The organism is Streptomyces galbus (assembly GCF_005280195.1).
Classification (GTDB): domain Bacteria; phylum Actinomycetota; class Actinomycetes; order Streptomycetales; family Streptomycetaceae; genus Streptomyces; species Streptomyces galbus.
In genome coordinates this window covers 179,748-206,675 of record NZ_SZPR01000025.1, presented here as the reverse complement: position 1 = coordinate 206,675, position 26,928 = coordinate 179,748, and the positions used below count along the sequence as shown (strand labels likewise).

25 protein-coding genes are annotated in these 26,928 nt (G+C 74.5%); 23 read left to right on the top strand and 2 right to left on the bottom strand.

The window, feature by feature from the left end:
* Window positions 1-132: 132 nt before the first annotated feature.
* Together E4U92_RS28960 and E4U92_RS28955 are read left to right on the top strand one after the other, a co-directional pair.
* Window positions 133-1,887 carry a cation:proton antiporter gene (locus E4U92_RS28960; protein ID WP_137303374.1) on the top strand — a complete coding sequence of 585 codons (1,755 nt, stop codon included), beginning with the start codon at window positions 133-135 and terminating at the stop codon, window positions 1,885-1,887.
* Window positions 1,888-1,994: 107 nt separating this feature from the next.
* Window positions 1,995-2,330, top strand: coding sequence for a hypothetical protein (locus E4U92_RS28955; RefSeq protein WP_137303373.1), 336 nt, complete (start codon window positions 1,995-1,997; stop codon window positions 2,328-2,330).
* Window positions 2,331-2,355: 25 nt separating this feature from the next.
* Here E4U92_RS28955 and E4U92_RS28950 read toward each other — a convergent pair whose 3' ends face one another.
* On the bottom strand, window positions 2,356-3,549 hold the full coding sequence (locus E4U92_RS28950; RefSeq protein WP_137303372.1) for a pyridoxal phosphate-dependent aminotransferase: 1,194 nt from the start codon (window positions 3,547-3,549) through the stop codon (window positions 2,356-2,358).
* A gap of 140 nt (window positions 3,550-3,689) precedes the next feature.
* Between E4U92_RS28950 and E4U92_RS28945 the strand changes: the two genes are divergently transcribed.
* The 20 genes from E4U92_RS28945 to E4U92_RS28850 all read left to right on the top strand — a co-directional run bounded on the left by E4U92_RS28945 (window position 3,690) and on the right by E4U92_RS28850 (window position 24,560).
* Window positions 3,690-3,956, top strand: a complete 267-nt coding sequence (locus tag E4U92_RS28945) for a hypothetical protein (RefSeq protein WP_137303371.1) — start codon at window positions 3,690-3,692, stop codon at window positions 3,954-3,956.
* A 203-nt stretch (window positions 3,957-4,159) separates the two neighbouring features.
* A complete protein-coding gene (locus E4U92_RS28940; RefSeq protein ID WP_137303370.1) occupies window positions 4,160-4,717 on the top strand; it encodes a DUF2617 family protein in 558 nt (185 codons plus the stop codon).
* 154 nt (window positions 4,718-4,871) lie between these two features.
* Window positions 4,872-6,479 carry a polyamine aminopropyltransferase gene (locus E4U92_RS28935; protein ID WP_137303369.1) on the top strand — a complete coding sequence of 536 codons (1,608 nt, stop codon included), beginning with the start codon at window positions 4,872-4,874 and terminating at the stop codon, window positions 6,477-6,479.
* A gap of 52 nt (window positions 6,480-6,531) precedes the next feature.
* On the top strand, window positions 6,532-7,341 hold the full coding sequence (locus E4U92_RS28930; protein ID WP_137303368.1) for an SRPBCC family protein: 810 nt from the start codon (window positions 6,532-6,534) through the stop codon (window positions 7,339-7,341).
* 275 nt (window positions 7,342-7,616) lie between these two features.
* Window positions 7,617-8,405, top strand: coding sequence for an aldose epimerase family protein (locus tag E4U92_RS28925; protein WP_137303367.1), 789 nt, complete (start codon window positions 7,617-7,619; stop codon window positions 8,403-8,405).
* Window positions 8,406-8,415: 10 nt separating this feature from the next.
* Window positions 8,416-8,988, top strand: a complete 573-nt coding sequence (gene pyrE, locus E4U92_RS28920; protein WP_137303366.1) for an orotate phosphoribosyltransferase — start codon at window positions 8,416-8,418, stop codon at window positions 8,986-8,988.
* A 146-nt stretch (window positions 8,989-9,134) separates the two neighbouring features.
* Window positions 9,135-10,157, top strand: a complete 1,023-nt coding sequence (fbaA, locus tag E4U92_RS28915; RefSeq protein WP_137303365.1) for a class II fructose-bisphosphate aldolase — start codon at window positions 9,135-9,137, stop codon at window positions 10,155-10,157.
* A 72-nt stretch (window positions 10,158-10,229) separates the two neighbouring features.
* Complete coding sequence (locus tag E4U92_RS28910) at window positions 10,230-11,717, top strand: MFS transporter (protein WP_137303364.1); 1,488 nt, start codon at window positions 10,230-10,232, stop codon at window positions 11,715-11,717.
* Window positions 11,718-11,878: 161 nt separating this feature from the next.
* Window positions 11,879-12,292, top strand: a complete 414-nt coding sequence (locus E4U92_RS28905) for a DUF3151 domain-containing protein (protein WP_137303363.1) — start codon at window positions 11,879-11,881, stop codon at window positions 12,290-12,292.
* 152 nt (window positions 12,293-12,444) lie between these two features.
* Complete coding sequence (locus E4U92_RS28900; protein WP_137303362.1) at window positions 12,445-13,284, top strand: tryptophan 2,3-dioxygenase family protein; 840 nt, start codon at window positions 12,445-12,447, stop codon at window positions 13,282-13,284.
* Window positions 13,277-14,497, top strand: a complete 1,221-nt coding sequence (gene kynU / locus E4U92_RS28895; RefSeq protein WP_137303361.1) for a kynureninase — start codon at window positions 13,277-13,279, stop codon at window positions 14,495-14,497. Before E4U92_RS28900 ends, kynU begins: the two co-directional genes overlap by 8 nt.
* A gap of 225 nt (window positions 14,498-14,722) precedes the next feature.
* Window positions 14,723-15,664, top strand: coding sequence for an alpha/beta hydrolase (locus tag E4U92_RS28890; protein WP_137303360.1), 942 nt, complete (start codon window positions 14,723-14,725; stop codon window positions 15,662-15,664).
* Between the two features lie 410 nt (window positions 15,665-16,074).
* On the top strand, window positions 16,075-17,052 hold the full coding sequence (locus E4U92_RS28885) for an alpha/beta hydrolase (RefSeq protein WP_241681785.1): 978 nt from the start codon (window positions 16,075-16,077) through the stop codon (window positions 17,050-17,052).
* On the top strand, window positions 17,045-18,295 hold the full coding sequence (locus E4U92_RS28880; protein ID WP_137303359.1) for an acyltransferase family protein: 1,251 nt from the start codon (window positions 17,045-17,047) through the stop codon (window positions 18,293-18,295). Before E4U92_RS28885 ends, E4U92_RS28880 begins: the two co-directional genes overlap by 8 nt.
* A gap of 1 nt (window position 18,296) precedes the next feature.
* Window positions 18,297-19,712 (top strand): sensor histidine kinase, encoded by a 1,416-nt coding sequence (locus E4U92_RS28875; RefSeq protein WP_373311675.1) that lies wholly within the window; start codon window positions 18,297-18,299, stop codon window positions 19,710-19,712.
* Between the two features lie 68 nt (window positions 19,713-19,780).
* Window positions 19,781-20,488 (top strand): response regulator, encoded by a 708-nt coding sequence (locus E4U92_RS28870; protein ID WP_268253542.1) that lies wholly within the window; start codon window positions 19,781-19,783, stop codon window positions 20,486-20,488.
* Window positions 20,489-20,582: 94 nt separating this feature from the next.
* A complete protein-coding gene (locus E4U92_RS28865) occupies window positions 20,583-21,929 on the top strand; it encodes a sensor histidine kinase (protein ID WP_137303357.1) in 1,347 nt (448 codons plus the stop codon).
* The gene (locus tag E4U92_RS28860; RefSeq protein WP_137303356.1) at window positions 21,926-22,591 is read left to right on the top strand and encodes a response regulator; all 666 of its coding nucleotides are present in this window, start codon (window positions 21,926-21,928) and stop codon (window positions 22,589-22,591) included. The genes E4U92_RS28865 and E4U92_RS28860 overlap by 4 nt, the downstream gene beginning before the upstream one ends.
* Before the next feature lie 73 nt (window positions 22,592-22,664).
* On the top strand, window positions 22,665-23,870 hold the full coding sequence (locus tag E4U92_RS28855; RefSeq protein ID WP_137303355.1) for a cytochrome P450: 1,206 nt from the start codon (window positions 22,665-22,667) through the stop codon (window positions 23,868-23,870).
* Window positions 23,871-23,957: 87 nt separating this feature from the next.
* Entirely contained in the window at window positions 23,958-24,560 is a 603-nt protein-coding gene (locus tag E4U92_RS28850; RefSeq protein ID WP_137303354.1) for a Uma2 family endonuclease, read from the top strand.
* A gap of 27 nt (window positions 24,561-24,587) precedes the next feature.
* On the opposite strand, the gene E4U92_RS28845 is transcribed toward E4U92_RS28850, so the two are convergent.
* Window positions 24,588-25,421, bottom strand: a complete 834-nt coding sequence (locus E4U92_RS28845) for a diacylglycerol kinase family protein (protein ID WP_137303353.1) — start codon at window positions 25,419-25,421, stop codon at window positions 24,588-24,590.
* Window positions 25,422-25,633: 212 nt separating this feature from the next.
* Between E4U92_RS28845 and E4U92_RS28840 the strand changes: the two genes are divergently transcribed.
* Window positions 25,634-26,917, top strand: a complete 1,284-nt coding sequence (locus E4U92_RS28840; RefSeq protein ID WP_137303352.1) for an adenylosuccinate synthase — start codon at window positions 25,634-25,636, stop codon at window positions 26,915-26,917.
* Window positions 26,918-26,928: the final 11 nt, after the last annotated feature.

Here is a 26,928-nt window from a genome sequence, read left to right as displayed (position 1 = left end):
GTGACGTCCGGGGCCGAAGGGGACCGGCCGGGCGCGTCGCACCGGCGTCCGCGGCGCCGATGCACTGTTCTGGCCACCGCGTTCCCCCTCCCGCGCGGGCGCCCGGCCGAGGACCACGGAAAGGGACAGTTCGTGACGACGGACGACGTGTTCATCGGCGTGGGCCTGCTGGTGGTCCTCGCCGTCGGCTCGCAGCTCCTGGCCGGCGTGCTGCGCATCCCCGCACTCATCGTGCTGCTGCCGGCCGGGTTCGCGGCCGGTGCCCTGAGCGACGTCGTCGACCCGCAGCGACTGCTCGGCGCGGCGTTCTCCCCGCTGGTGTCCCTCGGTGTCGCCGTGATCCTCTACGACGCCGGACTCGGCCTGGACCTCGGCCGGCTGAAGGGCCACAACCGCACGGTCGTCACCCGGCTGATCTGGCTGGGCGTCCCCGTCACCTGCCTCCTCGGCGCCGGCCTCGCCGTCCCGCTGCTGGACATGTCCCGCGGGGCGGCCATCACGCTGGGGGCCGTGCTGGTGGTGTCGGGGCCCACCGTCGTCGGGCCGCTGCTCGCCCTCGTGCGGCCCGAGGACCGCCTGCGGCACGTCCTCGTGTGGGAGGGGTCCCTCATCGACCCCGTCGGGGGCATCCTCGGCGCGATCGTCTTCCGTGCCGTGGACGCCGGCACCCAGCCCTCGGCGGCCCGCGGTGTCCTGCACTTCCTGGCCAGCCTGGGCACGGGGGCGGCGGGGGGCGTGGTCGGGGCGGCCGTGCTGTGGGCCCTGTTCCGCCTGGTGCGGCCCGGGGAAGTGCTCGGCACCACGGCCCAGCTCGCCGCGGTGATCGGTGTGGCGGCCGCCTGCGACGTCCTGCAGGACGACTCCGGGCTCATCGCCGCCGTCCTGATGGGCCTGTCGGTGGCCAACCTGGCCCGCATCGACGTGCCCGTGCGCCGGACCTTCTTCGAGACCCTGGTCAGCCTCGTCATCGGGCTGCTCTTCACCTCGATCTCGGCCACGATCAGCCCCGCGTCGCTGCGGCACGTGGGGCTGCCCGCGCTCGGACTGGCGGCCTTCCTGGTCGTCGTCGTACGTCCCCTCGTCGTCGCGGTGTGCACCGCCCGCACCGACCTGTCGCGGGCCGAGCGGACGTTCCTCGGGTGGATGGCGCCCCGCGGGATCGTCGCGGCCGCCACCGCCTCGACGTTCACGTCCGCCCTGGTCGCCCGGCACATCGGCGGCGCCGCCCGGATCCTCCCGGCTACCTTCGTCGTCATCGTCGCCACCGTCACCCTCTACGGCCTGACGGCCGCCCCCGTCGCCCGGCTGCTGCGCGTGGTGCGCCCGTCCCGCTCGCGCCCCCTCCTGGTCGGCGGGGAGCCCTGGGCCGTCGACCTCGCGACGACCCTGCGGGCCACCGGCATGGAGGTGCTGATGTGGGCCGGTGCGCCCGAGCAGCGCGACCGCATCGAGCGGGCCGGGATCGAACTGGCGCCGGGGGAGATGCTGGCCGGCGCGACCGGCCCCGGCGCGGAATGGGAGGGCGTGACCGGCGTGTACCTCCTCACCGCGGAGGACGACTTCAACACGCTGGCGACCTCGATCCTGCGCGGCGGCGTCGAGGGACCGGTGTACCGCGTCGGACCGGCGGCCGGCAGCCAGGGGTGGGCGGCCCCGGACGCCGGCGGCGAGGTCCTGTTCGGGCCGCACCTGACGGGCCGCGCCCTGGCCCGCAGACACCGCGACGGCGCCGGCATCGTGGCCGTGCCCGCCCGGGAGGCCGTGGCGGGCGGCGGCGACCTGCTGTTCGTCGTCCGCCCCGGTCACCGGCTGGAGCCCGTGACGCGGGGCGGCCCGCCGCACGCCGGCCCGCAGGACACCCTGGTCCTGCTGACGCCCGCCCGCTGACGGTCGGCGGGCGGGTTCGCCGACCGCGGCGGATAGTGGGTGGTGGGGGGAAACCGACGGCGCAGCACGACGGCGCTGCCGTCCCCCCAACCCCTACTGGAGGACCGATGCGCGCTCCACGGTCGTCGGCCGCGCTCGCCGGTGTCGCCCTGCTCGGCACCGTGCTCACCGCCTGCGCCGACAACGGGTCCGGTCAGCTCATGGCCCGCAACGGCGACAGGCTCGTCCAGACCCTGTCGAACCCGCCGACCGGTACGTGCCACCGGTTCCCCGAGGGCGTGACCCACGTCGAGAACCACATGCTGAGCAACATCGTCCTGTACACCACGCCCGACTGCACCGTGCCGAAGGGCGGGGAGAGCACCTACCTCTCGCAGCAGTCCGCGGACGAGGTGGTCCGCTCCACCGGACTGTGGCGGAGCTTCGACTTCGCCCAGGAGTGAGCGCCGAGAGCCGAGGAGCGGGCGCTCAGCCGTGGGCCAGTGCCTTCAGCCGGGCCACCGCCTCCTGCAGGACCTCCGTCCGCTTGCAGAACGCGAACCGGACGAACGGCGCGCCGTCCTCCCGGTGGTCGTAGAACACCGCGTTCGGGATGGCCACCACGCCCGCGCGCTCCGGCAGCGCGCGGCAGAAGGCGACGCCGTCCGCCTCGCCGAGCGGGCGGACGTCGGCGGTGACGAAGTAGGTGCCGGACGGGACGTAGACCCCGAAGCCCGCCTCCGCCAGGCCCCCGGCCAGCAGGTCGCGCTTGGCCTGCAGGTCGGCGCGGAAGTCGGCGAAGTACGACTCAGGCAGCGCCAGGGCCTCGGCCACCGCGTACTGGAACGGGCCCGACGCCACGTACGTCAGGTACTGCTTGGCCGACCGCACCGCCGTGACCAGCGAGGCCGGCGCCGTCACCCAGCCGACCTTCCAGCCGGTGAACGAGAAGCTCTTGCCGGCGCTGCCCAGCGTCACCGTCCGCTCGCGCATCCCCGGCAGCGTGGCCAGCGGCACGTGCTCGGCGTCGTCGAACACCAGGTGCTCGTACACCTCGTCCGTCACCACCAGCAGGTCCCGCTCCACGGCCAGCTCGGCGATCACGGCCAGCTCGGCGCGGGTGAGGACCGCGCCCGTCGGGTTGTGGGGGGTGTTGATCAGCAGCAGCCGGGTGCGGTCGGTGACCGCGTCGCGCAGCTCGTCCAGGTCCAGGCGGAAGCGGCCCGCGTCGGGGCGCAACGTGACCGGCACCCGGCGCGCGCCGGCCATCGCGATGCACGCGGCGTAGGAGTCGTAGTACGGCTCCAGCGCCACCACCTCGTCGCCCGGCTCCAGCAGCGCCAGCAGTGACGCCGCGATCGCCTCCGTCGCGCCGGCGGTGACCAGCACCTCGGTGTCGGGGTCGTACGCCAGCCCGTAGCGGCGGAGCTGGTGGTCGGCCACGGCGCGGCGCAGCTCGGGCACGCCGGGGCCCGGCGGGTACTGGTTGCCGCGGCCGTCGCGCAGGGCGCGCACCGCCGCCTCGCGGATCTCCTCGGGGCCCTCCGTGTCGGGGAAGCCCTGCCCGAGGTTGATCGACCCCGTCCGCAGGGCCAGCGCCGACATCTCGGCGAAGATCGTCGTCCCGAACTCGGCGAGCCGGCGGTTGAGGAAGGGGCGTGCGCTGGAGGTCATGCCGGCCATCCTGCGCCGAAGCTCTGGAGTTCCTCAAGTGTGCTTTGGCCGTTCGGGCGGCCGGGCATCCCCCGTGCACGCAAGCGGTCGGGGACCGCACGGGGCGCCCACGGGGGGCCGCTTCGGGGGATCGGAAGGAGGGCGGTGCCATGATCTTCGGTATCAGCCTGGTGGTGGTCGCGGTGGTGCTCGTCATCGGCCTCACGGCGGCGGCGCGGCGGCCGTCGGCCGGGGCCCGGCGCCCGGCGGGCCGGCGGGGGAGCGGCGGGAGCAGCAACAGCTGGTGGGCCGGCGGCAGCGACGGGGGGTCGTCCTGCGGCTCGGGCGGCCACCACGGGGGAGGGCACTCCTGCGGGGGCGGCCACTCCTGCGGCGGCGGGTCCTCGTGCGGCGGCGGGTGCGGCGGGGGCAACTGACCCGGCGCGGCGGGGCCGTCACGTCACCGGCGCAGGCCGGGCGTACGCCGGTGACGTGCGGCGCGCGCCGTGGGTGAACAGGTGAGCTGGGGAGCCCCCTGAGGGATGGAAACCACACGAAGTTGGGTAAAAACGCTGTGGCCGCACCGGCGTTCATGATTCCCTCCGGACTTACCCCTCTTGCGTGCTAGCGGAGCCGATCCATGCTCACGACCCTGAACACCTCCTACACCGACACGCGCGCGGCCGACCTCGCCTGGGCCCTGGGGCGCGAGCCGCTCCCCGCGCTGGCCACGCTCGACCTCGAACTGGCCGGCGCCCGACTGCAGTTGCGGCTCCTCGGCGCCTCGCACCAGGTGCTCCTCGAGGAGGAGCGGGGCCGCTGTTCGGAGACGGTCGCGTGCATCGCGGGCAGCAGCACGCCCCTCCCGCTGGGCGTCGCCAAGCGGGTGGGCGGCTGGGAGTACGAGTTCGCCGCGCGCGTCGAGGCGCTCCCGCCGCACTCCTTCGCGGGCCGCGCGCAGGAACTCCTCGCCCTGGTCTCCGACCACCCGCACGGCCTCGTCGGGGTGTTCCCCGGCAGCCCGCACGCCTTCACCGCGCTGCTGGCGCACCGTCAGGGCGCCCACGTGCACTGGCGCACCTGGCACGCGTACCCGCAGGACGGACAGCTCGTGGCGACCCGGACCCGGGTCGGCACGCGCGTCGCGGTCGGCGCGGCGCGCGGCGCGCGCGATGGCGGTGGGGGTGGCGGTGACTGACGGCGCGCGCAACGGCGCGGAGCAGGGGTGTGTGCGGTGACGCGGACTGACGGCGCACGGAGCGGCGCGGGATAAACCCGAACACCCCATGCGTCTCCGGTTCCACACGTGTGGGTGACAGGCGGTACCCGGCCCGTGACGTAACGTCGCTGTCGTGATCGACCCGCACGCCCCCGCACCGCCCGGCGCCCCGCCGCCCTGGCGTGCTCCCGCACGGCTGCCCGTCCGGCCGGCGACGGGGCGGTTCCTGGTCCTCGCCTGCGTGTTCGTCTGCGCGGCCTGCGGACTGGTCTACGAGCTCGAACTGGTCGCCCTCGCCTCCTACTTGATGGGCGACTCGGTCACCCAGGCGTCCGTCGTGCTGTCGGTCATGGTGTTCGCCATGGGCATCGGCTCGCTCGCCGCCAAGCGACTGCGCCGGTTCGCGGCGGCCGGGTTCGCCGCCCTGGAGACGTCCCTGGCGCTGATCGGCGGGTGCAGTGCCATGGCGCTGTACGCGGTCTTCGCCTGGACGGGCGACTGGGGCGGCATGTGGGCCGACGGGCCGCGGCTGCTGCTGGTCGCCTTCTCCCTGGCCATCGGGCTGCTCATCGGCGCCGAGGTGCCGCTGCTGATGGAGCTGATCCAGCGCATCCGCCGCCAGGACGCGGGCGGTGCGGTGGCCGACCTGTTCGCCGCGGACTACGTCGGCGCGCTGGTCGGCGGCCTCGCCTTCCCCTTCCTGCTGCTGCCGCTCCTGGGCCAGCTCACCAGCTCCCTGCTCACCGGCGCGGTCAACGTCGTCGCGGGCGGCGCGCTGGTCCTCGGCCTGTTCCGCCGCGACCTCACCCGCCGGGCCCGCCGCGTCCTGGTCGCCGCCACCCTCGGCACGCTCCTGCTGCTGGCCGCCGCGGCCGTCCTCGTCGACGACTTCGAGCGGGCCGCGCGCCAAGCGGTCTACGGCGCGGACGTCCGCGTGGCCGTGCGCAGCCCCGTCCAGGAGATCGTCCTGACCGGCGGCACCCGCGGCCGGCCCCTCGACCTCTACCTCGACGGCCGCCTCCGCGTCGGCGCCGACGAGCGCCGCTACCACCAGGCCCTGGTCCGGCCCGCCCTCGCCGGCCCCCACGCGCGCGTGCTGGTCCTCGGCGGCGGCGACGGGCTGGCCGCCCGCGAGGTGCTGGCCCAGCCCGGCGTCCGCCGCGTGGACCTCGTCGAGCCGGACCCCGAGGTGGTCCACCTGGCCCGCACCGACCCCGGCCTCACCCGCCTCAACGCGCACGCGTACGACGACCCGCGCGTCCACGTCAGCGTCGACGGCGCCTTCCACCGGCTGCGCGCCACCCCGCCCGGCCGCTACGACGTCGTCGTCGCCGACCTGCCCGACCCCGGCCTCACCGAGAGCACCAAGCTCTACTCCGAGGAGTTCTACGGCCTTGTCCGCCGCGCGCTCGCCCCGCACGGGCGGCTCGTCGTGCACGCCGGCCCGGTCGCCGGCCGGCCGCGCGCCTTCTGGACCGTGGAGGCGACGGTCCGCGCCGCCGGCCTGCACACCGCGCCCTACGTCGTCGGCAGCCCCCGTACGGCCGGCGGGTCCGGGGCGCCCCGCGACCGGGGGTTCGTGCTGGCCTCCGCCGAGCGCGCGCCCGCCCTGCGGCTCCCCGCCGGAGGGTCCCGCCCGCACGCGCTCACCCAGGCCGAGTTGACCGCCGCCGCACGGGCCGCCGAGCGGCTCCGGATGGCCGGACTGCGGGCGTCCACCCTGGTGCACCCCCGGTACTGAACCTCGGTCACAACGGGTGCTTTTCCACGCCCGCTGGGTAGGCTCCAGCGACATGGAGCATGAGGTGTTCGTTCCGGTCCCGCCCGACCGGCTGAGGGCGTCCCTCGCCGACCCCGCGCAGGTGGCCCGTGCGGTTCCCGGGCTCCAGCGGGACGCGGGCGCCGAAGAGCCCGTCGCCGGGCGGCTCAGGGTCCGCGTCGGCGGCCACACCATCACCTACCGGGGCGAGCTGCGCGTCGCGGCGCGCGAGGACGACGCGTTCACCGTCGAGGGCGACGCGACCGAGGCCCGCGGGACGGGCACGGTCACCCTCGCACTGACCCTCCGGGTCACGGAGGCCGACGGCGGCTCCACCCTGCACGTCGACGGCACGGCGACGGCCGACGGCCGCATCGGCGAACTCCCGCCCGACGCCGTGGACTCGGCGACCCGCCGCCTGCTGACCCGCTTCGCGGAGAACCTGGCCGACGCGCAGCCGCAGGAGCCACAGGAGCCGCAGGCATCCGAGCACCCCGAGCACCCCGAAGAACCGGAAGAGTCCCAGGAGCCCGAGAGCCCCGGGCCGGAGAAGCGGGCGTCGGTCTTCGAGGCGGAGGTCCCGCCGCCGGCGCTGGACCCGCTGGCCGACGACGACTTCACCGACTCCCCGGAGCCCCCCGCGGAGGCCGCGCACGCCCGCCGCACGATGATCGGCCGCAGCGCGGAGGAGGTCGACCACGCCCCACCGCGCGGCCGCTACGCCCCGGTCCCGGCGCCCCAGACGGTCGTCCCCACGGAAACGCTCCGCTGGGCGGCCCCCGCGGCGGCCCTGGTCCTCGCCTCGGCCATCGTGGTGACAAGAGCCCTACGCCGCCGCCGCTGATCCCCCCAGGACGCGAGGAACGCGCGCGAAACACCACGACGCCCCCGCACCCGACAACGCCCCACCAGCCCCCCACCTACCAGGGGCGCGGGGAACTGCGCGAGAAACCACGACGCCCCCGCACCCGACAACGCCCCACCAGCCCCCCACCTACCAGGGGCGCGGGGAACTGCGCGAAAAACCACCACGCACCCGCACCCGACAACCCCCCACCAGCCACCCCAACGGCCCGATGCCCCCTCACCCCCCACCGATCAGCCCAGTAGGGTCGTCCCGTGAGTGACGAAGACATCACGCTGACCGCGGGCGACGCGGAAGCGGTCGTACAGCCGGCCAACGGCGGACGCATCGGCAGCCTGCGCGTGGCCGGCACGGAACTGCTCCGCCAGGGCGACCGCTTCGGCTGCTTCCCGATGGTCCCGTGGTGCGGCCGCATCCGCGACGGCCGCTTCCGCGACGGCGCCACCGTCCACCAGATGCCGCTCAACTCCCCGCCGCACGCCATCCACGGCACCGTCCGCGACGGCGCCTGGCGCGTGGCCCGCCGCGCGCAGGACGAGGCGGTGATCACGTACGACCTGGTCGACCCCTGGCCCTACCCCGGCCGGGTCACCCAGGTGGTCGCCCTGACCGGGGACGCGCTGACGCTGACGATGTCCGTCGAGACGTACGGCTCGTCGTTCCCGGCGCAGATCGGCTGGCACCCCTGGTTCAACCGCACCCTCGGCGGCGCGGGCGTCACGCTCGACTTCAGCCCCGCCTGGCAGGAGGAGCGCGGCGCCGACCACCTGCCCACCGGCAACCGCGTCGAGCCGGAGCCCGGCCCCTGGGACGACTGCTTCGGGATGCCCGGCGGCGTCGACGTCACCCTCACCTGGCCCGGGCAGCTCGAGCTGAACGTCGCCAGCCGCGAGGAGTGGGTCGTCGTCTACGACGAGCAGGAGGCCGCCGTCTGCGTGGAGCCGCAGACCGGGCCGCCCGACGGGCTGAACACCCTCCCGCGCCTGGTCACGCCCCTGGAGCCGCTGGAGGCCGCCACGACCTGGCGCTGGCGGCGCCTCTAAGCTGGTCGGCATGACGGACGTCGACGAAGCAACGCCGCGGGACCCGCGGGGCGCACTGCTCCAGCAGATCAAGGACAAGGCCGTGGTGCACGGCAAGGTGACCCTCTCCTCGGGTCTGGAGGCCGACTACTACGTCGACCTGCGCCGCGTCACCCTCGACGGCGAGGCCGCGCCGCTGGTCGGGCAGGTGCTGCTGGACCTCACGGCGGAGCTGGAGTTCGACGCCGTCGGCGGTCTGACCATGGGCGCCGACCCGGTGGCCGCCGCCATGCTGCACGCCGCCGCCGCGCGCGGGAAGCGGCTGGACGCCTTCGTCGTGCGCAAGGCCGCCAAGGCGCACGGGCTGCAGCGGCGCGTCGAGGGCCCGGACATCAGGGGCCGGCGGGTGCTGGTGGTGGAGGACACCTCCACCACGGGCGGCTCGCCGCTGACGGCCGTGGAGGCCGTCCGGGAGGCCGGCGCCGAGGTCGTCGCGGTCGCCACGATCGTGGACCGGGCGACCGGCGCCGACGAGAAGATCCGGGCGGGCGCCGGGGTGCCGTACCTCTTCGCCTTCTCGAAGGATGAACTGGGTCTGGACTGACGGGCGGCTTTGACCTGGACTTGTCGCGCGCGTGGACCATCGCTCCAGGTCTGGAAAGATGGGCTCGACGATGACGTCGAAGCGCAAGGTCTAGGTCAGGGCCGTAGCACGTAGAACGCCAACCCGCAGACTCAAGGAGCGGACGAATGCCCATCGCAACCCCCGAGGTCTACAACGAGATGCTCGACCGGGCGAAGGCAGGCAAGTTCGCCTACCCGGCCATCAACGTCACCTCGACCCAGACCCTGCACGCGGCTCTGCGCGGCTTCGCCGAGGCGGAGAGCGACGGCATCATCCAGATCTCCACGGGTGGCGCGGAGTTCCTCGGCGGCCAGTACAGCAAGGACATGGTGACGGGCGCCGTGGCCCTCGCCGAGTTCGCGCACATCGTCGCCGAGAAGTACCCGGTCACCGTGGCCCTGCACACCGACCACTGCCCGAAGGACAAGCTCGACGGCTACGTCCGCCCGCTGCTCGCGATCTCCGAGGAGCGCGTCAAGGCCGGCCGCAACCCGCTGTTCCAGTCGCACATGTGGGACGGCTCCGCCGAGACCCTCGCCGACAACCTGGCGATCGCCCAGGAGCTGCTGGCCCGCGCCGCCGCCGCGAAGATCGTCCTCGAGGTGGAGATCACCCCGACCGGCGGCGAGGAGGACGGCGTCTCCCACGAGATCAACGACTCCCTGTACACCACGGTCGACGACGCGATCCGCACCGCCGAGGCCCTGGGCCTGGGCGAGAAGGGCCGCTACCTGCTGGCCGCGTCCTTCGGCAACGTCCACGGCGTGTACAAGCCGGGCAATGTCGTGCTCCGCCCCGAGCTGCTCAAGGAGCTCGCCGAGGGCGTCGCCGCCAAGTTCGGCAAGCAGAACCCGTTCGACTTCGTCTTCCACGGCGGCTCCGGCTCCACCGAGCAGGAGATCGCGACCGCGCTGGAGAACGGCGTGGTCAAGATGAACATCGACACGGACACGCAGTACGCCTTCACGCGTCCGATCGCCGACCACATCCTCAAGAACTACGACGGCGTCCTCAAGGTCGACGGCGAGGTCGGCTCCAAGAAGACGTACGACCCGCGCACCTGGGGCAAGCTGGCCGAGGCGTCGATGGCCGCCCGGGTCGTCGAGGCCACGCAGCACCTGCGCTCCGCGGGCACGAAGATCAAGTAGGAGAGGACCGGCGGTCCACTCCGTCGCGGTGAGCCCGGTGCTTCGGCGCCGGGCTCGCTGTATACCTGGGGCATGTCCGACGTCCGGCTGGCTTCCCCGCAGGGCCGGTGGGTCCTGCTGACCACCGTGCTCGGCTCCAGCATGGCCCTGCTGGACTCCACGGTCGTCAACGTCGCCCTGCCGCGCATCGGCCGCGACCTCGACGCCGACCTCGCGGCCCTGCAGTGGACCGTCAACGCGTACATGGTGACCCTGGCCGGGCTGATCCTGCTCGGCGGTTCGCTCGGCGACCGGTACGGGCGGCGCAAGGTGTTCGTCATCGGCGTGGTGTGGTTCGCCGCGGCCTCGCTGCTGTGCGGGCTGGCGCCGGACGCCGGGGTGCTGGTGGCCGCCCGCGCGCTCCAGGGGGCCGGCGGCGCGCTGCTGACGCCGGGCTCGCTGGCCCTGATCCAGGCGTCCTTCCACCCGGACGACCGGGGCCGCGCCGTCGGCCTGTGGTCGGGCTTCGGGGGCATCGGGGCGGCCGTCGGGCCGTTCCTCGGCGGCTGGCTGGTGGACGGGCCCGGCTGGCGCTGGGTGTTCCTGCTGAACGTGCCGCTGGCCCTGCTGTGCGCCCCGATCGCCGTACGGCACGTACCCGAGTCGGACGCGCGCTCCGGGGCGCGGGACGCCGGGGTGGCCGGGCGCCCGCCCCACGGTCACTTCGACGTGCTCGGTGCCGCGCTGGGCGCCCTCGCGCTCGCGCTGGTGACGTACGCCCTGATCGAGGCTCCCGGGGGTTCGCCGTACGTCGTTCCCGCGGCGGTCGCCGGGGTGGCCGCGGGCGTCGCCTTCGTCGTCGTCGAGCGGCGCCGGCCCGAACCGATGATGCCGCCGGACATCTTCACGTCCCGGCAGTTCACCGCCGTGAACCTGGTGACGCTGTGCGTGTACGCGGCGTTCGGCGGCTTCTTCTTCCTGGCGGCCGTCCAGCTCCAGGTGGTGGCCGGCTACTCGGCGCTCGGCGCGGGCACCGCGCTGCTGCCGACGACGGTGCTGATGCTGCTGCTGTCCGCCCGGTCCGGGGAGCTGGCCGAGCGCATCGGCCCGCGCCTGCCGCTCACCGTGGGCCCGCTGCTGTGCGCGGCGGGGATGCTGCTGATGCTGCGCGTCGGCCAGGACGCCCGCTACCTCACCGACGTGCTGCCCGCCGTCCTGGTGCTCGGGCTCGGCATGGTCAGCCTGGTCGCGCCGCTGACGGCGACCGTCCTGGCCTCGGTCGACGTGAGCCGGGCGGGCCTGGCCAGCGGCGTCAACAACGCGGCGGCCCGGGCGGCCGGCCTGGTCGCGGTGGCCGCGCTGCCGCTGGTGACGGGGATGGGGCCGGAGGCGTACCGGTCGGCGCCGGCCTTCGACCACGCCTTCCAGCGGGCGATGGCGGTGTGCGCCGGGGTCCTCGTCGTCGGTGCGGTGCTGGCGTGGGCGACGGTGCGCCGTCCGGCGCCGGGGTGCCGGAAGCCGGAGTGCCGGCGGCACGCGAGTGTCACGGCTCCGCCGCTGGAGGGGGAGCGGCGGGGATAGGGGTTCCTGTGGTTCGTCGGGCGGTGCGGGGGAGTGTCAGGTGCGCTGTCAGATGCGTTGTCAGGTGCGGATGCGTGGGGGCTGGTCGCGCAGTTCCCCGCGCCCCTGGGGGGTGCCGCCGGGTTCCTCCGTCGGGTGCGGCCGGTGACAGACTGGAACGCATGACGATTCACGAGAACCTCCTCGGGGGGCCGCCCCCGACCCACCTCCCCGACGACCCCGAGCCGCGCGAGCTGCTCGCGAACGGCACCCCGGCCGCCGACGTCGCCGCGAAGTACCCGACGTCGTCCCTGGCCTGGGCGCGCCTCGCCGACGAGGCGTTCGAGCGGGGCAGCGTCGTCGAGTCGTACGCCTACGCCCGGACGGGCTATCACCGCGGCCTGGACTCCCTGCGCCGCAGCGGCTGGAAGGGCCACGGCCCGGTCCCCTGGGAGCACGAGCCGAACCGCGGCTTCCTGCGCGCCCTGCACGCCCTCGCCCGCGCCGCGCAGGCGATCGGCGAGCAGGAGGAGTACGAGCGCTGCACCCAGTTCCTCAAGGACTCCTCGCCGACCGCCGCCCAGACCCTGGGCTAGACCCGTCGTCGCTGCTCCCGGGCCCGTCTGCGCCGTCAGGCGGGCCTTGCCTTTTCGGCGGACCATCGAAGAGGATTCCCGGCGGGGACCGGGGCCCCCGTGTCGGTAACGGCAGGGGCGGACCGCTACCCGGAGTAACACAGGAGACAGCGATGTCCCACGAGGCTCACGAGGCCGAAGAGCCCGCGACTCCGCATCTCGACTTCCAGGGCACGACGCCGTACGAGGACTACGTCAAGGCGGACGTCCTCACCCACCTCCAGCACCTCCTCTCCGACGACCCCGGCGAGATGGTCTTCCTGGTCACCACCCAGGTGATGGAGCTGTGGTTCACCGTCGTGGTCCACGAGTGGGAGACCGCGGCCCGCGCCCTGCGCGAGGACGACATCCCGACCGCGATCGCCGCGCTGAAGCGGTCCGTGCGGGAGCTGGAGGCGCTGAACGCCTCCTGGAAGCCGCTCGGGCAGCTCACCCCGGCGCAGTTCAACTCCTACCGCTCGGCGCTCGGCGACGGCTCGGGCTTCCAGTCGGCGATGTACCGCAGGATGGAGTTCCTGCTCGGCGACAAGTCCGCGTCGATGCTGGTCCCGCACCGCGGCGCGCCCCGCGTCCACGCCGAGCTCGAGAAGGCGCTGCACGAGCCGAGCCTGTACGACGAGGTCGTCCGGCTGCTGGCGCGGCGCGGCCACGACATCCCCGACGAGGTGCTGCTGCGCGACGTCTCCCGGCGCTACGAGCCGTCGGACGCGGTCGAGGCGGCCTGGGCGGCCGTGTACGCGGGCGACCAGAACGGCGAACTGGCGCGCCTGGGCGAGGCGTTGACCGACGTGGGCGAACTGGTGTGGCGCTGGCGCAACGACCACCTGGTCGCCACCCGCCGCGCGATGGGCGCCAAGCAGGGCACCGGCGGCTCCGCCGGCGTCGCCTGGCTGGAGAAGCGGGCGCAGAAGAGCGTCTTCCCCGAGCTGTGGACGGCGAGGTCCCATGTCTGACCTCGCCCGCCGCGCCGAGAAGCTCGACGCGACCGACGAACTCGCCGCCAAGCGCGGTGAGTTCGAGCTGGACGACACGGTCTACCTGGACGGCAACTCGCTGGGCGCCCTGCCCGCCGCCGTCCCCGGCCGCGTCGAGGACGTCGTCCGCCGGCAGTGGGGCCGGCTGCGCATCCGCTCCTGGGACGAGAGCGGCTGGTGGACCGCGCCCGAGCGGATCGGCGACCGGATCGCCCCGCTGGTCGGCGCCGCGCCCGGGCAGATCGTGGTGGGCGACTCGACCAGCGTGAACGTCTTCAAGGCGCTCGTGGCCGCCGTACGGATGGCGGGCCCCGGCCGGGACGAGATCGTCGTCGACGCCTCCACCTTCCCCACGGACGGCTACATCGCCGAGTCGGCGGCCCGCCTGACCGGCTGCGCGCTGCGTCCCGTCCGGCCCGCCGAGCTGCCGGGCGCGCTCGGCGCGCGCACCGCCGCGGTGCTGGTCAACCACGTCGACTACCGCACGGGACGGCTGCACGACCTGCCGTCCCTGACCGCCGCCGTCCACGCGGCGGGCGCGCTCGCCGTCTGGGACCTGTGCCACAGCGCGGGCGCGCTGCCGGTCGGGCTCGACGCGCACGGGGTCGACCTGGCGGTCGGCTGCACCTACAAGTACCTCAACGGCGGCCCGGGCGCACCGGCGTACCTGTACGTGCGCCGCGAGCTGCAGGACCGTTTCGACTCGCCGCTGCCCGGCTGGAACTCCCACGCGGACCCGTTCGGGATGAGCCCGGCCTACACGCCCGCGCCCGGTGCGCTGCGCGGGCGCGTGGGCACGCCCGACATCCTCTCCCTGCTCGCCCTGGAGGCGGCGCTGGAGGTGTGGGAGGGCGTCCCGGTCGAGGCGGTGCGGGCCAAGTCGCTGGCGCTGACGGACTTCTTCCTGGAGTGCGTGACCGCATACGTCCCGCCGGGCGCGGTGGAGTGCCTGACCCCGCTCGCCCACGCGGAGCGCGGCAGCCAGGTGGCGCTGCGCTGCGCGGACGCCGGGGACGTCATGAAGCGGCTGATCGACCGCGGGGTGGTCGGCGACTTCCGCCACCCGGACGTCCTGCGCTTCGGCTTCACCCCGCTGTACGTCGGGTTCGCGGACGTGGAGCGCGCGGCGCGGGTGCTGGGCGAGGTGCTCGGCGAGGTGCTGGACGAGGTGGCGGGGGGCCGGGCGGAGTAGCGGACGGGCAGCGGCGGCACGCGCGCGGACGGTGGCGGCACGCGCGTGTGCGGTGACCGTCCGTGCGGCCGCCCGGTCACGGCACCGCCCTGGCCTCACCCTGCGTGACATCCGCGTGTCCGCGCACGTCACCGGCCTGGTACCGTCCCGGCCAACGGCCGTGTCCCCCGCCGGCCCGTACTCGCCTGGACCGCCAAGTCCACGTGACCGCTGAGAGGTTGGAGCATGCCGGACGACGTCGCCGCAGCCCGGGCCGCCGCCGAGGAGCGGTCGGCCTTCTCGCACCCGCCCGTCGATCCGGACGCCACCGCCTCCTACGGCGATCTGCCCGACCAGGTCGTCGACCTCTACGCCCCGCGCGTGCAGGTCGGCCCCGGCGGCCCCGTGCCGCTGGTGGTCGTCCTGCACGGCGGAGCCTGGCGTGCCGCGCACGACCGGCGCCACGTCACCCCGTTCGCCGACTTCCTGGCCCGGCGGGGCTTCGCCGTGGCCAGCGTGGAGTACCGGCGGGGCGGCGACACCCCCGACACCCCAGACACCCCAGACACCCCCGAAGGCACGGCGGGCGCGGTGGGCGCGGTGGGCGCGGCGGGCACGGCCCCGGCCGCGGGCCGCTGGCCCGACACCTTCGACGACGTCGCCGCCGCCCTCGACGCCCTGCCCGCGCTCGTGCGCGAGGTGCTGCCGCAGGGCGACGCGCGCCGCACGGTCCTCGTCGGGCACTCGGCCGGCGGCCACCTGGCCCTGTGGGCGGCCGCCCGGCACCTCCTGCCCGCCGACGCCCCCTGGCGCACGGACCGCCCGGCGCCGCTGCGGGGCGTGGTCGCGCTGGCCCCGATCGCCGACCTCGCGGTCGCCGACAAGCTGGACGTGTGCGGAGGCGCCGCACGCCAACTGCTGGGCGCCGACGACCTGTTCGAGCAGCGTCGGCCGTACGCCGACCCGGCCCTGCTGCTGCCGACCGGCATCGCGACGACGCTCGTCCAGGGGCGCGCCGACCGCGTGGTCCCGCAGGCGGTCGCCGAGGCGTACGCGGACGCCGCGGCCAAGGCGGGCGAGGTCGTGGGACTGACGCTGCTGGAGGACGTCGGCCACTTCCCGCTGATCGACCCGGTGGCGGACGCGTGCGCGGTGGTGGCGGAGGAGATCGCGCAACTGGCGTGGTGACGCGCGACCGGGTCGCCGGTCCCGGGGGCGCGTCCCCTGTGGTCGCCCCGGTAGCCGCCCCCTGTCGTACCCGTAATACCTGAGAGCTACAGCGCGAAAGAGCTCTGCGGCGGGACGCGAACCACGTGCGCTGATCCGTAACTTCCCAGCCAGAGCGGTCCGACGGGCGGACCGGGCGGGCGGGGAGGACGACGGGCATGGGCGCGGTGACGGGTGCGGGTGCGGGTGCGGTGACCGGGGCGGAGGCGGGTGCGGGTGCGGCCCGTGAAGCGGGCCGGGGGACGGGTGCGGGTGCGGCCGGTGGCGTCGGCCGGGGGGCGGGTGCGGGTGCGGCCGGTGGCGCGGGCCGGGACGGGGAGGTGCGCGGGGACGCGGCGCGGGACCGTCCCCGCCTACGGCTCCTGCGGCCCTTGCGGCTCCTGCGGCTCCTGCGGCCCTTGCGGCCCCTGCGGGCGCTGCTCGCCGCTCTGGTGGTCGCCGCCCTGGTCGTCCCGCTGTCCGGCGCGGCCCGCCCCGGCATCCCAGCCCCGCCTCCGGCCGCCCTCGCCCCGGTCACCGCCGCGACGCTGACGCAGGCGTACGCCGCCAACCGGGCGAACGCGGCGCTCGCCTCCCGGATGGCCGCGGCCCACGGCGACGGCCACCGCGCGGCGGCGGAGCGGGCGTTGGCCGCCCCGGCCGGCGCCCTGCTGGCCTTCGACGGGCGCGGGCCGGGCCTGGTCACCGAGGTCTTCGGCGACCTGGCCCGCGCCGACCGGATCGCGGTGCTGGTCCCGGGCTCCGACACCTCGCTGGACACCTACGCCCGCCTGCGCACGGCCGCCGTGTCCCTGCACCACCGGCTCGCCCGGACGGCCCCGCCCGGCACCCGCACGGCGGTGGTCGCCTGGCTCGGCTACCGCACACCGGGCACGGTCAGCACCGCGGTGACGACGACGGCCCGCGCCGACGAAGCGGCCCCGCGCCTGCGGGACTTCCTGCGCGAGCTGCGGGGCGTCACGGGACCCGGCGCCCGGCTGACGCTGGTGTGCCACTCGTACGGCTCGGTGGTGTGCGCCCGCACGGCGGCCGGCGCGGACGTCGACGACCTGGTCCTGCTCGGCAGCCCCGGCACGGGCGCGGACACCGCCGCCGGCCTGGACACCCGGGCGCGGGTGTGGGCGGCCCGGGGCGCCGACGACTGGGTGGCGCACGTCCCGCACGTCAGCGCGGACCTGTTCGGCACGACCGTCGGCTTCGGCACCGACCCGGTGTCCCCGTCCTTCGGCGCCGACGTCTTCGCCGCCGGACCGGGCGGCCACAGCGACTACTTCGCGGCGGGCTCCGCCTCCCTGGCCAACGTCGCCCGGATCGTCCTCGGCCGGACCGCGGAGGTGACCCGTGCCTAGGGCGCGGACACGGCCCGGGACCCCCCGCGGCACGACCGCCCCCGCGCTCCGCGCGCGGATACGGCGGGCGGCCGTCCGGATCGACGCCGCCACCCCGCCCGGCCGCGACCGCGCGGTGGACGCCCTGCGCGCCTGCGCGATCCTCGGCGTGGTCCTCGGCCACTGGCTGGTGACCGCCCTGGTCGCCGACGGCACCGCCCTGCGCGCGGCCAGCCCGCTGGGGCACATGCCGTGGCTGGCCCCGGTGTCCTGGGTGTTCCAGACACTCGCGGTGTTCTTCCTGGTGGGCGGCCACGTGGCGACGAAGGGCCTCGCCTCGGCCCGCGCACGGGGCACGTCGTACGGCGCGTGGCTGCGGGCGCGGCTGGCGCGGCTGTTCGGGCCGGTCGCCGCCGTGCTGGGGGTGTGGACGGTGGCGGCGGCGGGGCTGCTCCTGACGGGCGCGTCCTTCGTCACCGTGCACACGGTGGTGAAGCTGGCGCTGTCGCCCCTGTGGTTCCTGCTGGTGTTCGCGGCGCTGACGGCGGCGACCCCGCTGCTGACCCGGCTGAACCCGCTGTGGCCGCTGGCGGTCGTCCTGCACGTCGACCTGGTGCGCTTCGGCCTCGGGGGCCCCGCCTGGCTCGGCTGGGTCAACCTGGCCGCAGGCTGGCTGGTCCCGTACACCCTGGGCGCGGCGTGGACGCGGGGCGAGCTGGAGCGCCCGCGCGCGGGCTGGGCGCTGCTGGCGGGCGGCGCGGTGGCGACGGCGCTGCTGGTCGCCTGCGCGGGCTATCCGGCGTCGATGGTCGGCGTGCCCGGCGCGGCGGTCTCCAACCTGAACCCACCGACGCTGGCCGCGGTGACGTTCGGCCTGGCCCAGTGCGGGCTGGCGCTGCTGCTGCGGGAGCGGCTGCGCCGGGCGGTGCGCCGGCCCGTGCCGTGGGCGGCGGTCGCGCTGGTGAACCTGTCGGCGATGACGCTGTTCCTGTGGCACCAGACGGCCATGATGGCGACCACGGCCACCGCTCTGGCGGCCGGCCGGCTGCCCGGTCTGCACACCGTGCCGGACGGCACGGCCTGGGTGGCCGCCCGGCTGCTGTGGCTGCCGGTGTTCGCGCTGGCGCTGGCCGTGTGCTGGGCGGCGTTCCACGGGTTCGAGCAGCGACGGGCCCGCCGGGCGCGGACCGCGGGCCCCAGCCGCGTGGTGCGGGTGGGGCGGGCGTCGGACAGCGCCGCCGGGGAGGCGGTGCGGCGTGCATAGGGTGGTGCGGGTGGGCGGGGTGGAGAAGCGGCTGACCCGTGGACTGCGGGTGCTGCGCGAGGACTTGTGGACGCTCCGGGCGGCGCCGTTGCCGCCGTCGGTGTGGCTGCGGTGGCTGCCGCACGGCCTGGTCTGCCTGGTGGCGTTCGCGGTGGCGGTCGCCAACACGGACCAGTTCGTGCAGCGGTACGGCCTCGGCCCGCAGTTCGGGCTGCTGTGCGCGACCGCGCAGGGCGTGGCGGTGGCCCTCGCCCTGTGGCGCCCGGTGCCGGCCTGGTGGCTGTCGACCGGGGTGACCGTGGTGGTGGCGCTGGGCGCCCGTCCGATGCTGCTCGACGGGAGCGGGGCCGAGCGTCCCTGGCCGTGGGGACCGGCGAGCCTGGTCGGGCAGTGCCTGGTGCTGTTCCTGCTCGCGCTGCGGCTGCCCACCCGGGTGTCCGCCGAGGTCCTCGCGGCGACCGCGCTGCTGACCTACGGGCTGGAGGGCCTGATAGGGGGCGACTCCTACGCGCCGACCGGCGTCCTCGGGGTGGCGCTCTTCGCGGGCGTCACCGTCCTCGGCACCGCCCTGCGCGGCCGCCGAGAGGCTCGCCACCAGCTCGTCGAACAGACCGGGATCACCGCCGAGGAGCGCGCCCGGCGCACCCTGCTGGAGGAGCGCAACCGCATCGCGCGCGAGCTGCACGACGTGGTCGCCCACCACATGTCGGTCATCTCCATCCAGGCGCAGGTCGCCCCCCACCTCGTGGAGAACCCGTCGCGGGAGCTCAGGGAGAACCTCGACGGCATCCGGCAGAACGCACTGGAGGCCCTGGCCGAACTGCGCCGGGTGCTGGGCGTGCTGCGCTCGGAGAACCCCGACGACCCCTACGGGCTCGGGGCCACCGGCGGTGCCGCGGCCGACGCCCCGCAGCCCACCCTCGACCACCTGGACGCCCTGATCGAGAACACCCGGGCCGCCGGGCTCGACGTGGTCAGCGAGGTCAGGGGGCCGGCACCGGTGTACCCGCCGGGCGTGCAGCTCTCGGCGTACCGGATCGTGCAGGAGGCGCTGAGCAACGCCATGCGGCACGCGCCGGGCGCCCGGGTGCGGGTGGAGCTGACGCACCGGCCGGACGGTCTGTGCCTGGAGATCACGAACTCCCGCCCGAGCCGGCCCGGCCCGCGGCCCGCCGGTGCGGACGCCGGTGCGGGACCCGGGATGGGGCACGGCCTGCTCGGCATGCGCGAGCGGGCGGCGATGCTCGGCGGACGGGTCACCGCGCACCCCACGCTGCACGGCGGGTTCTGCGTGCTCGCCTTCCTGCCGCGTGACGGCACCGCGCGGTCCACCGGACCGGACGGGGGCACCGGACCGGCGGACGGCATGGAACTGTTCTTCCCGGACCCGCCCCCGACAGGAGACAAGACCCCATGACGAGCGGCCCGACCAGTGGCTCGACCGGTGCTCCGACAAGTGCCCCGACCAGTGCTTCTACCGACCCCGTGAGCGGCCCGACCGGCGCTCCCGCCGAGGCCCCCGCCGCCGGGACGATCCGTGTGCTGATCGCCGACGACCAGCAGATGGTCCGGCAGGGCTTCACCGTGCTGCTCAACGCCTACCCCGACATCGACGTGATCGGGCAGGCGGTGCACGGCCTGGACGCGGTGGAGCAGGTCGACCGCCTGCTCCCGGACGTCGTGCTGATGGACATCCGCATGCCCGAGCTGGGCGGCATCGAGGCGACCCGGCGCATCAAGGCGGCCACCCCGGACATCAAGGTGCTGGTGCTGACGACGTTCGACCTGGACGAGCACGTGTACGACGCGCTGAGCGCCGGCGCGTCCGGGTTCCTGCTGAAGGACGCCTCCGCCGACCAGCTCGCCGAGGCGGTCCGGGTCATCGCGGCCGGGGACGCGCTGCTCGCGCCGGGGATCACCCGCAAGCTGATCACCGAGTTCTCCCGGCTGAACGGCACGCCCCGCCCGCCGCTGAAGGAGCGCGTCGGCGACCTCACCGAGCGGGAGACGGAGGTCCTCACGCTGATCGCGCAGGGCCTGTCCAACGCGGAGATCGCCCGGCACCTGGTCGTGGCCGAGCAGACCGTGAAGACCCACGTGGGCCGCATCCTGGTCAAGCTGGGCCTGCGGGACCGCACCCAGGCGGCGGTGTTCGCGTACGAGTCGGGACTGGTGCGCCCGTCGGGTTACTGAGCCGGCGGCAGGACCCGTAGTACCTGAGACGGATGCCGCAGGACCCCTCTCACTGGTGACGCCGGGTACCTCCCGCCGCCTCTACTTTGGGAGCGTGACCGAGACGACCCACACCCAGACGGCCCCGTCCGCAGCGGGCGGCCGACCGCGCAGCCCGGAGTACCGGCTCGCGGCGGGCGCCCTGCGGGGCCTGCGCCAGGACCTGTTCCACGACGCGTTCGCCTACCGCCCGCTGCCCGCGATGAGCGTGGACGGCCCGATCACCGGCCGCCTCACGCCCCGCCTGCGGCAGCGCGCCCTGTGGACGCCGCACTGGCTGGTGGCGGGCGTGGCCGTGTTCGCCATGCTGGTGGGGTGGGCCTCGACCGGCGGGGGCGTGGGGTCGACGCTCGCCGGAGTGCTGGTCGCCGTGCCGGTGCTGCTCACCCTGATCCGGCCGGTCGGCGCCTTCTGGCTGTCCTTCGTGGTGACGACGTTCGTGACCGTGCTCAGCGGCTCCCTGCTGGACTGGCCGTGGCTGCCGGGCTCGGGCGTGTCCCACGTGGCGGTGCTGACGATCGTCGCGATACGCACCCGCCCGCGCACGGCGGCCTGGATGTGGGTGGTCACGGGGGCCTACGGCTTCGTCGCGGAGTTCCTGTTCGGCGGTGGCGACGACTACGGCTCCAACACCGCGCCGATGCTGGTCGTCTCCGCGATCGCCCTGCTGGCGGTCACCGTCTGGCACATCCGGCGCGACGCCCGGCAGGAGGTGACCGCCCAGCGCACCGCCACCGCGCACGAGCGCTCCCGCCGGACCCTGCTGGAGGAGCGCACCACGATCGCCCGTGAACTGCACGACGTGGTCGCCCACCACATGTCGGTGGTCGCCATCCAGGCGGAGGCCGCGCCGTACCGGGTGGAGAACCCTCCGGAGGAGCTGGAGAAGGCGTTCGCCACCATCCGGGAGAACGCGGTGGCGGCCCTGACCGAGCTGCGTCGGGTGCTGGGCGTGGTCCGCGCCGAGGACTACGAGGCCCCGGACGCCCCGCAGCCCACGCTCGCCGACCTGGACGCCCTGCTGGCCAACGTGCGCGATGCGGGCCTGGAGGTGAGCAAGACGGTGACCGGGGCGGTGCGGGAGCTGCCGCAGGGGGTGGAGCTGTCGGCGTACCGGATCGTGCAGGAGGCGCTGAGCAACGCCCTGCGGCACGCGCCGGGCGCGGGTGCCCGGGTGGAGGTCGCCTACGTCCTCGGCGGACTGGGCCTGCGCGTCGTCAACTCCGCGCCCCCGGAGCCCGGCCAGGTGCGGCCCTCGCCGGGCGCCGGCCACGGGATCACGGGGATGCGGGAGCGGGTGTCGATGCTGGACGGCGAGATGACGGCCGGCCCGACGCAGGCCGGGGGCTACGAGGTGACGGTGTTCCTGCCGGCGCGCTCCACGGGCGAGGAGGAGGCGTGACGATCCGGGTGCTGGTCGCGGACGACCAGATGATGGTCCGCGAGGGCTTCTCGGTCCTGCTCAACGCCATGCCGGACATCGAGGTGGTCGGCGAGGCGGTGAACGGCCGGGAGGCGGTGCGGCAGGTCCGTGAGCTGGCCCCCGACGTGGTGCTGATGGACATCCGCATGCCCGAGCTGAACGGCATCGAGGCGACCCGGGAGATCGTGGCCTCGGACACCACGGCGAAGGTGCTGGTGCTGACCACGTTCGACCTGGACGAGTACGTCTACCAGGCGCTGCGCGCCGGGGCCTCGGGGTTCCTGCTGAAGGACGCCTCGGCGCGGCAGCTCGCCGACGGGGTGCGGGTGGTGGCGGCGGGCGAGGCCCTGCTGGCGCCGTCGGTCACCAAGCGGCTGATCACGGAGTTCTCCAAGCTCGGGGACGCCCCGCGCCTGCCCCCGGCCGCCCAGGCCGCCTACGGCGACCTCACCGAGCGGGAGACGGAGGTGCTGGTCCTCATCGCGCAGGGCCTGTCCAACGCCGAGATGGCCGAGCGGCTGGTGGTCGCCGAGTCGACGGTCAAGACCCACGTCAGCCGGATCCTGGTGAAGCTGGGCCTGCGGGACCGCACGCAGGCGGCGGTGTTCGCGTACGAGGCGCGGCTGGTGACGCCGGGGTAGCCGGGCGGGGCAGCGCCTGCCGGGGTGCGGGAACCCCCTGGTCAGTGGGGGGCCGGGCGGGTAGCGTCCCCGCATGGTTGCCTTCGATCCGTGGGACCCGGCGTTCGTGGCCGACCCCTACCCCGCCTATGCCGAGCTGCGCGCCCAGGGGAGGGTGCGGTACTTCGAGGCCACCGACCAGTGGCTCGTGCCGCACCACGCGGACGTGTCGGCGCTGCTGCGGGACCGGCGGCTGGGGCGGACGTACCTGCACCGGTACGCGCACGAGGAGTTCGGGCGGACGGCGCCGCCGCCGGAGCACGAGCCGTTCCACACGCTCAACGACCACGGGATGCTGGACCTGGAGCCCCCGGACCACACCCGGATCAGGCGGCTGGTGTCGAAGGCGTTCACCCCGCGCACGGTGGAGCGGCTGCGGCCCTACGTCGAGCGGCTGGCCGGGGAGCTGGTGGAGGGGCTGCGCGCGCGGGGCGGCGGCGACCTGCTCACCGAGGTCGCCGAGCCGCTGCCCGTCGCCGTGATCGCGGAGATGCTGGGCGTGCCGGAGGGGGACCGGCACCTGCTGCGGCCGTGGTCGGCGGCGATCTGCGGGATGTACGAGCTGAACCCGTCGGAGGAGACTGCGGAGCGGGCCGTACGGGCGTCGGTGGAGTTCTCGGACTACCTGCGCGGGCTGATCGCCGAGCGGCGGAGGGAGCCGGGGGAGGACCTGATCTCCGGGCTCATCGCCGCGCACGACGAGGACGACCGGCTCACCGAGCAGGAGATGATCTCCACGGCCGTGCTGCTGCTCAACGCCGGTCACGAGGCGACCGTCAACGCCACGGTCAACGGCTGGTACGCGCTGTTCCGCCACCCTGACCAGCTCGCCGCGCTGCGCGCCGACCACTCGCTGGTGCCGTCGGCGGTCGAGGAGCTGATGCGGTACGACACCCCGTTGCAGCTCTTCGAGCGCTGGGTGCTGGAGGACATCGAGATCGACGGCACGACCGTCCCGAAGGGCGCGGAGGTGGCCCTGCTGTTCGGGTCCGCCAACCACGACCCGGCCGTCTTCGCCGACCCGGAGCGCCTGGACCTGACCCGCGCGGAGAACCCGCACATCTCCTTCAGCGCCGGCATCCACTACTGCATCGGCGCCCCGCTGGCCCGCATCGAACTGGCCGCCTCCATGACGGCCCTGCTCACGAGGACCCCGACGCTCACCCTCGCCGGCGACCCGTCCCGCAAGCCGAACTTCGTGATCCGCGGCCTGGAGGGCCTGCCCGTGGAGGTCCGCTGATCACTCGTTCGGCTGATCGGCGACCGGTGCGGCTCCCGTCTCCGCGGCGCTTTGCCAGGCTGGTGGCCGCCTGCGAAGGGGGGCACCATGGCGGTCATGGCAGAGCGCACGTCGCAGACGTCCCAGATGTCGGTGGAGGACTTCGAGCGGATCGCCGAATTCGCCGCGAAGGAGACCGACGACGCCGTCAGGTTCGAGTTCATCGACGGACGGATCGGGGTCAGGAAAGTGGCGGACGGCGACCACAACACCATCGTGATGTGGCTGGCGCGGCGATGCATGCAGGCGAGGCCGGACCTGGACCTGTACCAGAACCAGGGCCTCGAGGTGGAGCGGTACCGCGAGGGGCGGGCCCGCCCCGACGCCGTCCTCGTGCCCGAGGGGCACTTCGCCGGGCATGGCGAGTGGGCTGATCCGAGCGGGGTCCTGCTCGTCGTCGAGGTCACGTCCTACGACTCCGACACCGGCCGGCGCGACCGGCAGGAGAAGCCGGTCGCCTACGGTGCCGCGGGCATCCCGTTCTACCTCCTGGTCGATCGGGACTCGTACACGGTCGCGCTCCACAGCGATCCCGAACCGGACGTCGGCTACCGGACGATCCGCAGGGTTCCGTTCGGCGACCGGCTGGAACTCCCGCAGCCGCTCGGCTTCGAGCTCGACACCGAGAAGCTGAAGGAGTACGTCGACTGACGCACCCGAGCCACCGGGCAGCCTCGTTCACCCCTCCGGCAGCACCAGCCCCAGCGCCCCCTCCCACACCGTCCACGTGCGGCGGCGGACCGGGCCCGCCTCGCCCGCGTCCGCGCGGTAGCGGAAGTCGGGGCCGGAGACCGTGACCCGTCGGCCCCGGGCCAGCAGCGGGGACGCCTCCGCGCCGACCGACAGGGGCCGGACCTCCACGTCGGCGAGTCCGGCGGCGCCCGGGGTCACCGAGACCGCCTCCAGGGGTTGGCCGAGGTCGACCAGGGTCTCGTCGTCGACCTCGACGCGCAGCCGGGGCGGGGCCGGCGCCGGCGCCGGGGCGACCCGCTGGGGGCGGGCCGGGACCAGGGTGCGGACCAGGGACTGGCAGGTGCGCAGCCAGGGCCGGGCCCCGGCGGGCTCACCGGGCCCGCAGGAGGGCGTCAGCGGCACCGACGGTATGCGCAGGGCGCCCAGGACCACGCCGTCGCTGTCGTCGACCAGGACGTCCAGCCGGCGCTCCCTGCCCTCCAGGACCGCCCGGGCGGCGGCGACCGTGCCCGCGGGGACGCCCAGGGAGCGGGCCACGGACAGGCAGGGCCCGACCGGGACCACCGACAGGGCGCAGCCGGCCAGCTCGCGGCGCCGGTGCAGCAGGGACACCGCGCGCACCAGGGAGCGGTCGTCGCCGATCACCACCGGGCGGCGCGAGCCGCGCCGGGTGAGGGCGCGGGCGAACTCCTCGGCGTCCTCGGGCAGGCACACCTTGGTGGCCGCACCCGCGCTGAGCACGTCTTTCGCGATGCGTACGGACTCTCCGTCCGTCCGCCGGGCGACCGGATCGACGACCACCAGCAACTGTTCGGACATCGCGGAAGTCGCCACCTCGGTCCTGCCTCGCTTCCTCGGGTAGCATCTTTGTGCAAGAGCCCCTTGCGCTATTGCGCCAGGGGCTTCGTCTATTCCGGGGCATCCGGTCCGACGGTTGTGCGGCCAACGACGGTCGCGGTGGCACGCGGCGGTGAACCTTACGCCCACGCCCCTGACCTTGGACATGCCCCGCCCGGAAGGGGTGTACGCGCGTGCCCGCACTTGTGCTGCTCGGTGCTCAGTGGGGTGACGAAGGCAAGGGGAAGGCCACCGACCTGCTCGGTGGCTCGGTGGACTATGTAGTGCGCTACCAGGGCGGCAACAACGCCGGCCACACGGTGGTCGTCGGCGACCAGAAGTACGCACTCCACCTCCTCCCTTCCGGAATCCTCTCGCCCACCTGTACGCCGGTCATCGGCAACGGCGTCGTCGTCGACCCGTCGGTCCTGCTCTCCGAGCTGAGCGGTCTGAACGAGCGAGGCGTCGACACGTCCAAACTCCTGATCAGCGGCAACGCTCACATCATCACGCCGTACAACGTGACGGTGGACAAGGTCACCGAGCGGTTCCTCGGCAAGCGCAAGATCGGTACCACCGGGCGCGGCATCGGCCCGACGTACGCCGACAAGATCAACCGCGTCGGGATCCGCGTGCAGGACCTGTACGACGAGTCGATCCTGACGCAGAAGGTCGAGGCGGCCCTCGACGTCAAGAACCAGATCCTCACGAAGCTCTACAACCGGCGTGCCATCGCCGTCGACCAGGTGGTCGAGGAGCTGGTGGGCTACGCGGAGAAGCTCGCTCCGTACGTCGCCGACACCGTGCTGGTGCTGAACCAGGCGCTGGAGGACGACAAGGTGGTGCTGTTCGAGGGCGGCCAGGGCACGCTCCTGGACATCGACCACGGCACGTACCCCTTCGTGACCTCCAGCAACCCGACCGCGGGCGGCGCCTGCACGGGTGCTGGCGTCGGCCCGACGAAGATCAGCCGGGTCATCGGCATCCTGAAGGCGTACACCACGCGGGTGGGCGCCGGTCCGTTCCCGACGGAGCTGTTCGACGAGGACGGCGACGCGCTGCGCCGCATCGGCGGCGAGCGGGGCGTCACCACGGGCCGCGACCGCCGCTGCGGCTGGTTCGACGCGGTCATCGCCCGCTACGCGACCCGCGTGAACGGCCTGACCGACTTCTTCCTCACCAAGCTCGACGTGCTCACCGGCTGGGAGCAGATCCCGGTCTGCGTCGCCTACGAGATCGACGGCAGGCGCGTCGAGGAACTGCCCTACTCGCAGTCGGACTTCCACCACGCGAAGCCCGTCTACGAGACGCTGCCGGGCTGGTCCGAGGACATCACCAAGGCGAAGTCGTTCTCCGACCTGCCGAAGAACGCCCAGAACTACGTCAAGGCGCTGGAGGAGATGTCCGGCGCCCCGATCTCCGCGATCGGCGTGGGCCCGGGCCGCGACGAGACGATCGAGATCAACTCGTTCCTGTGACCGCTGCCTGA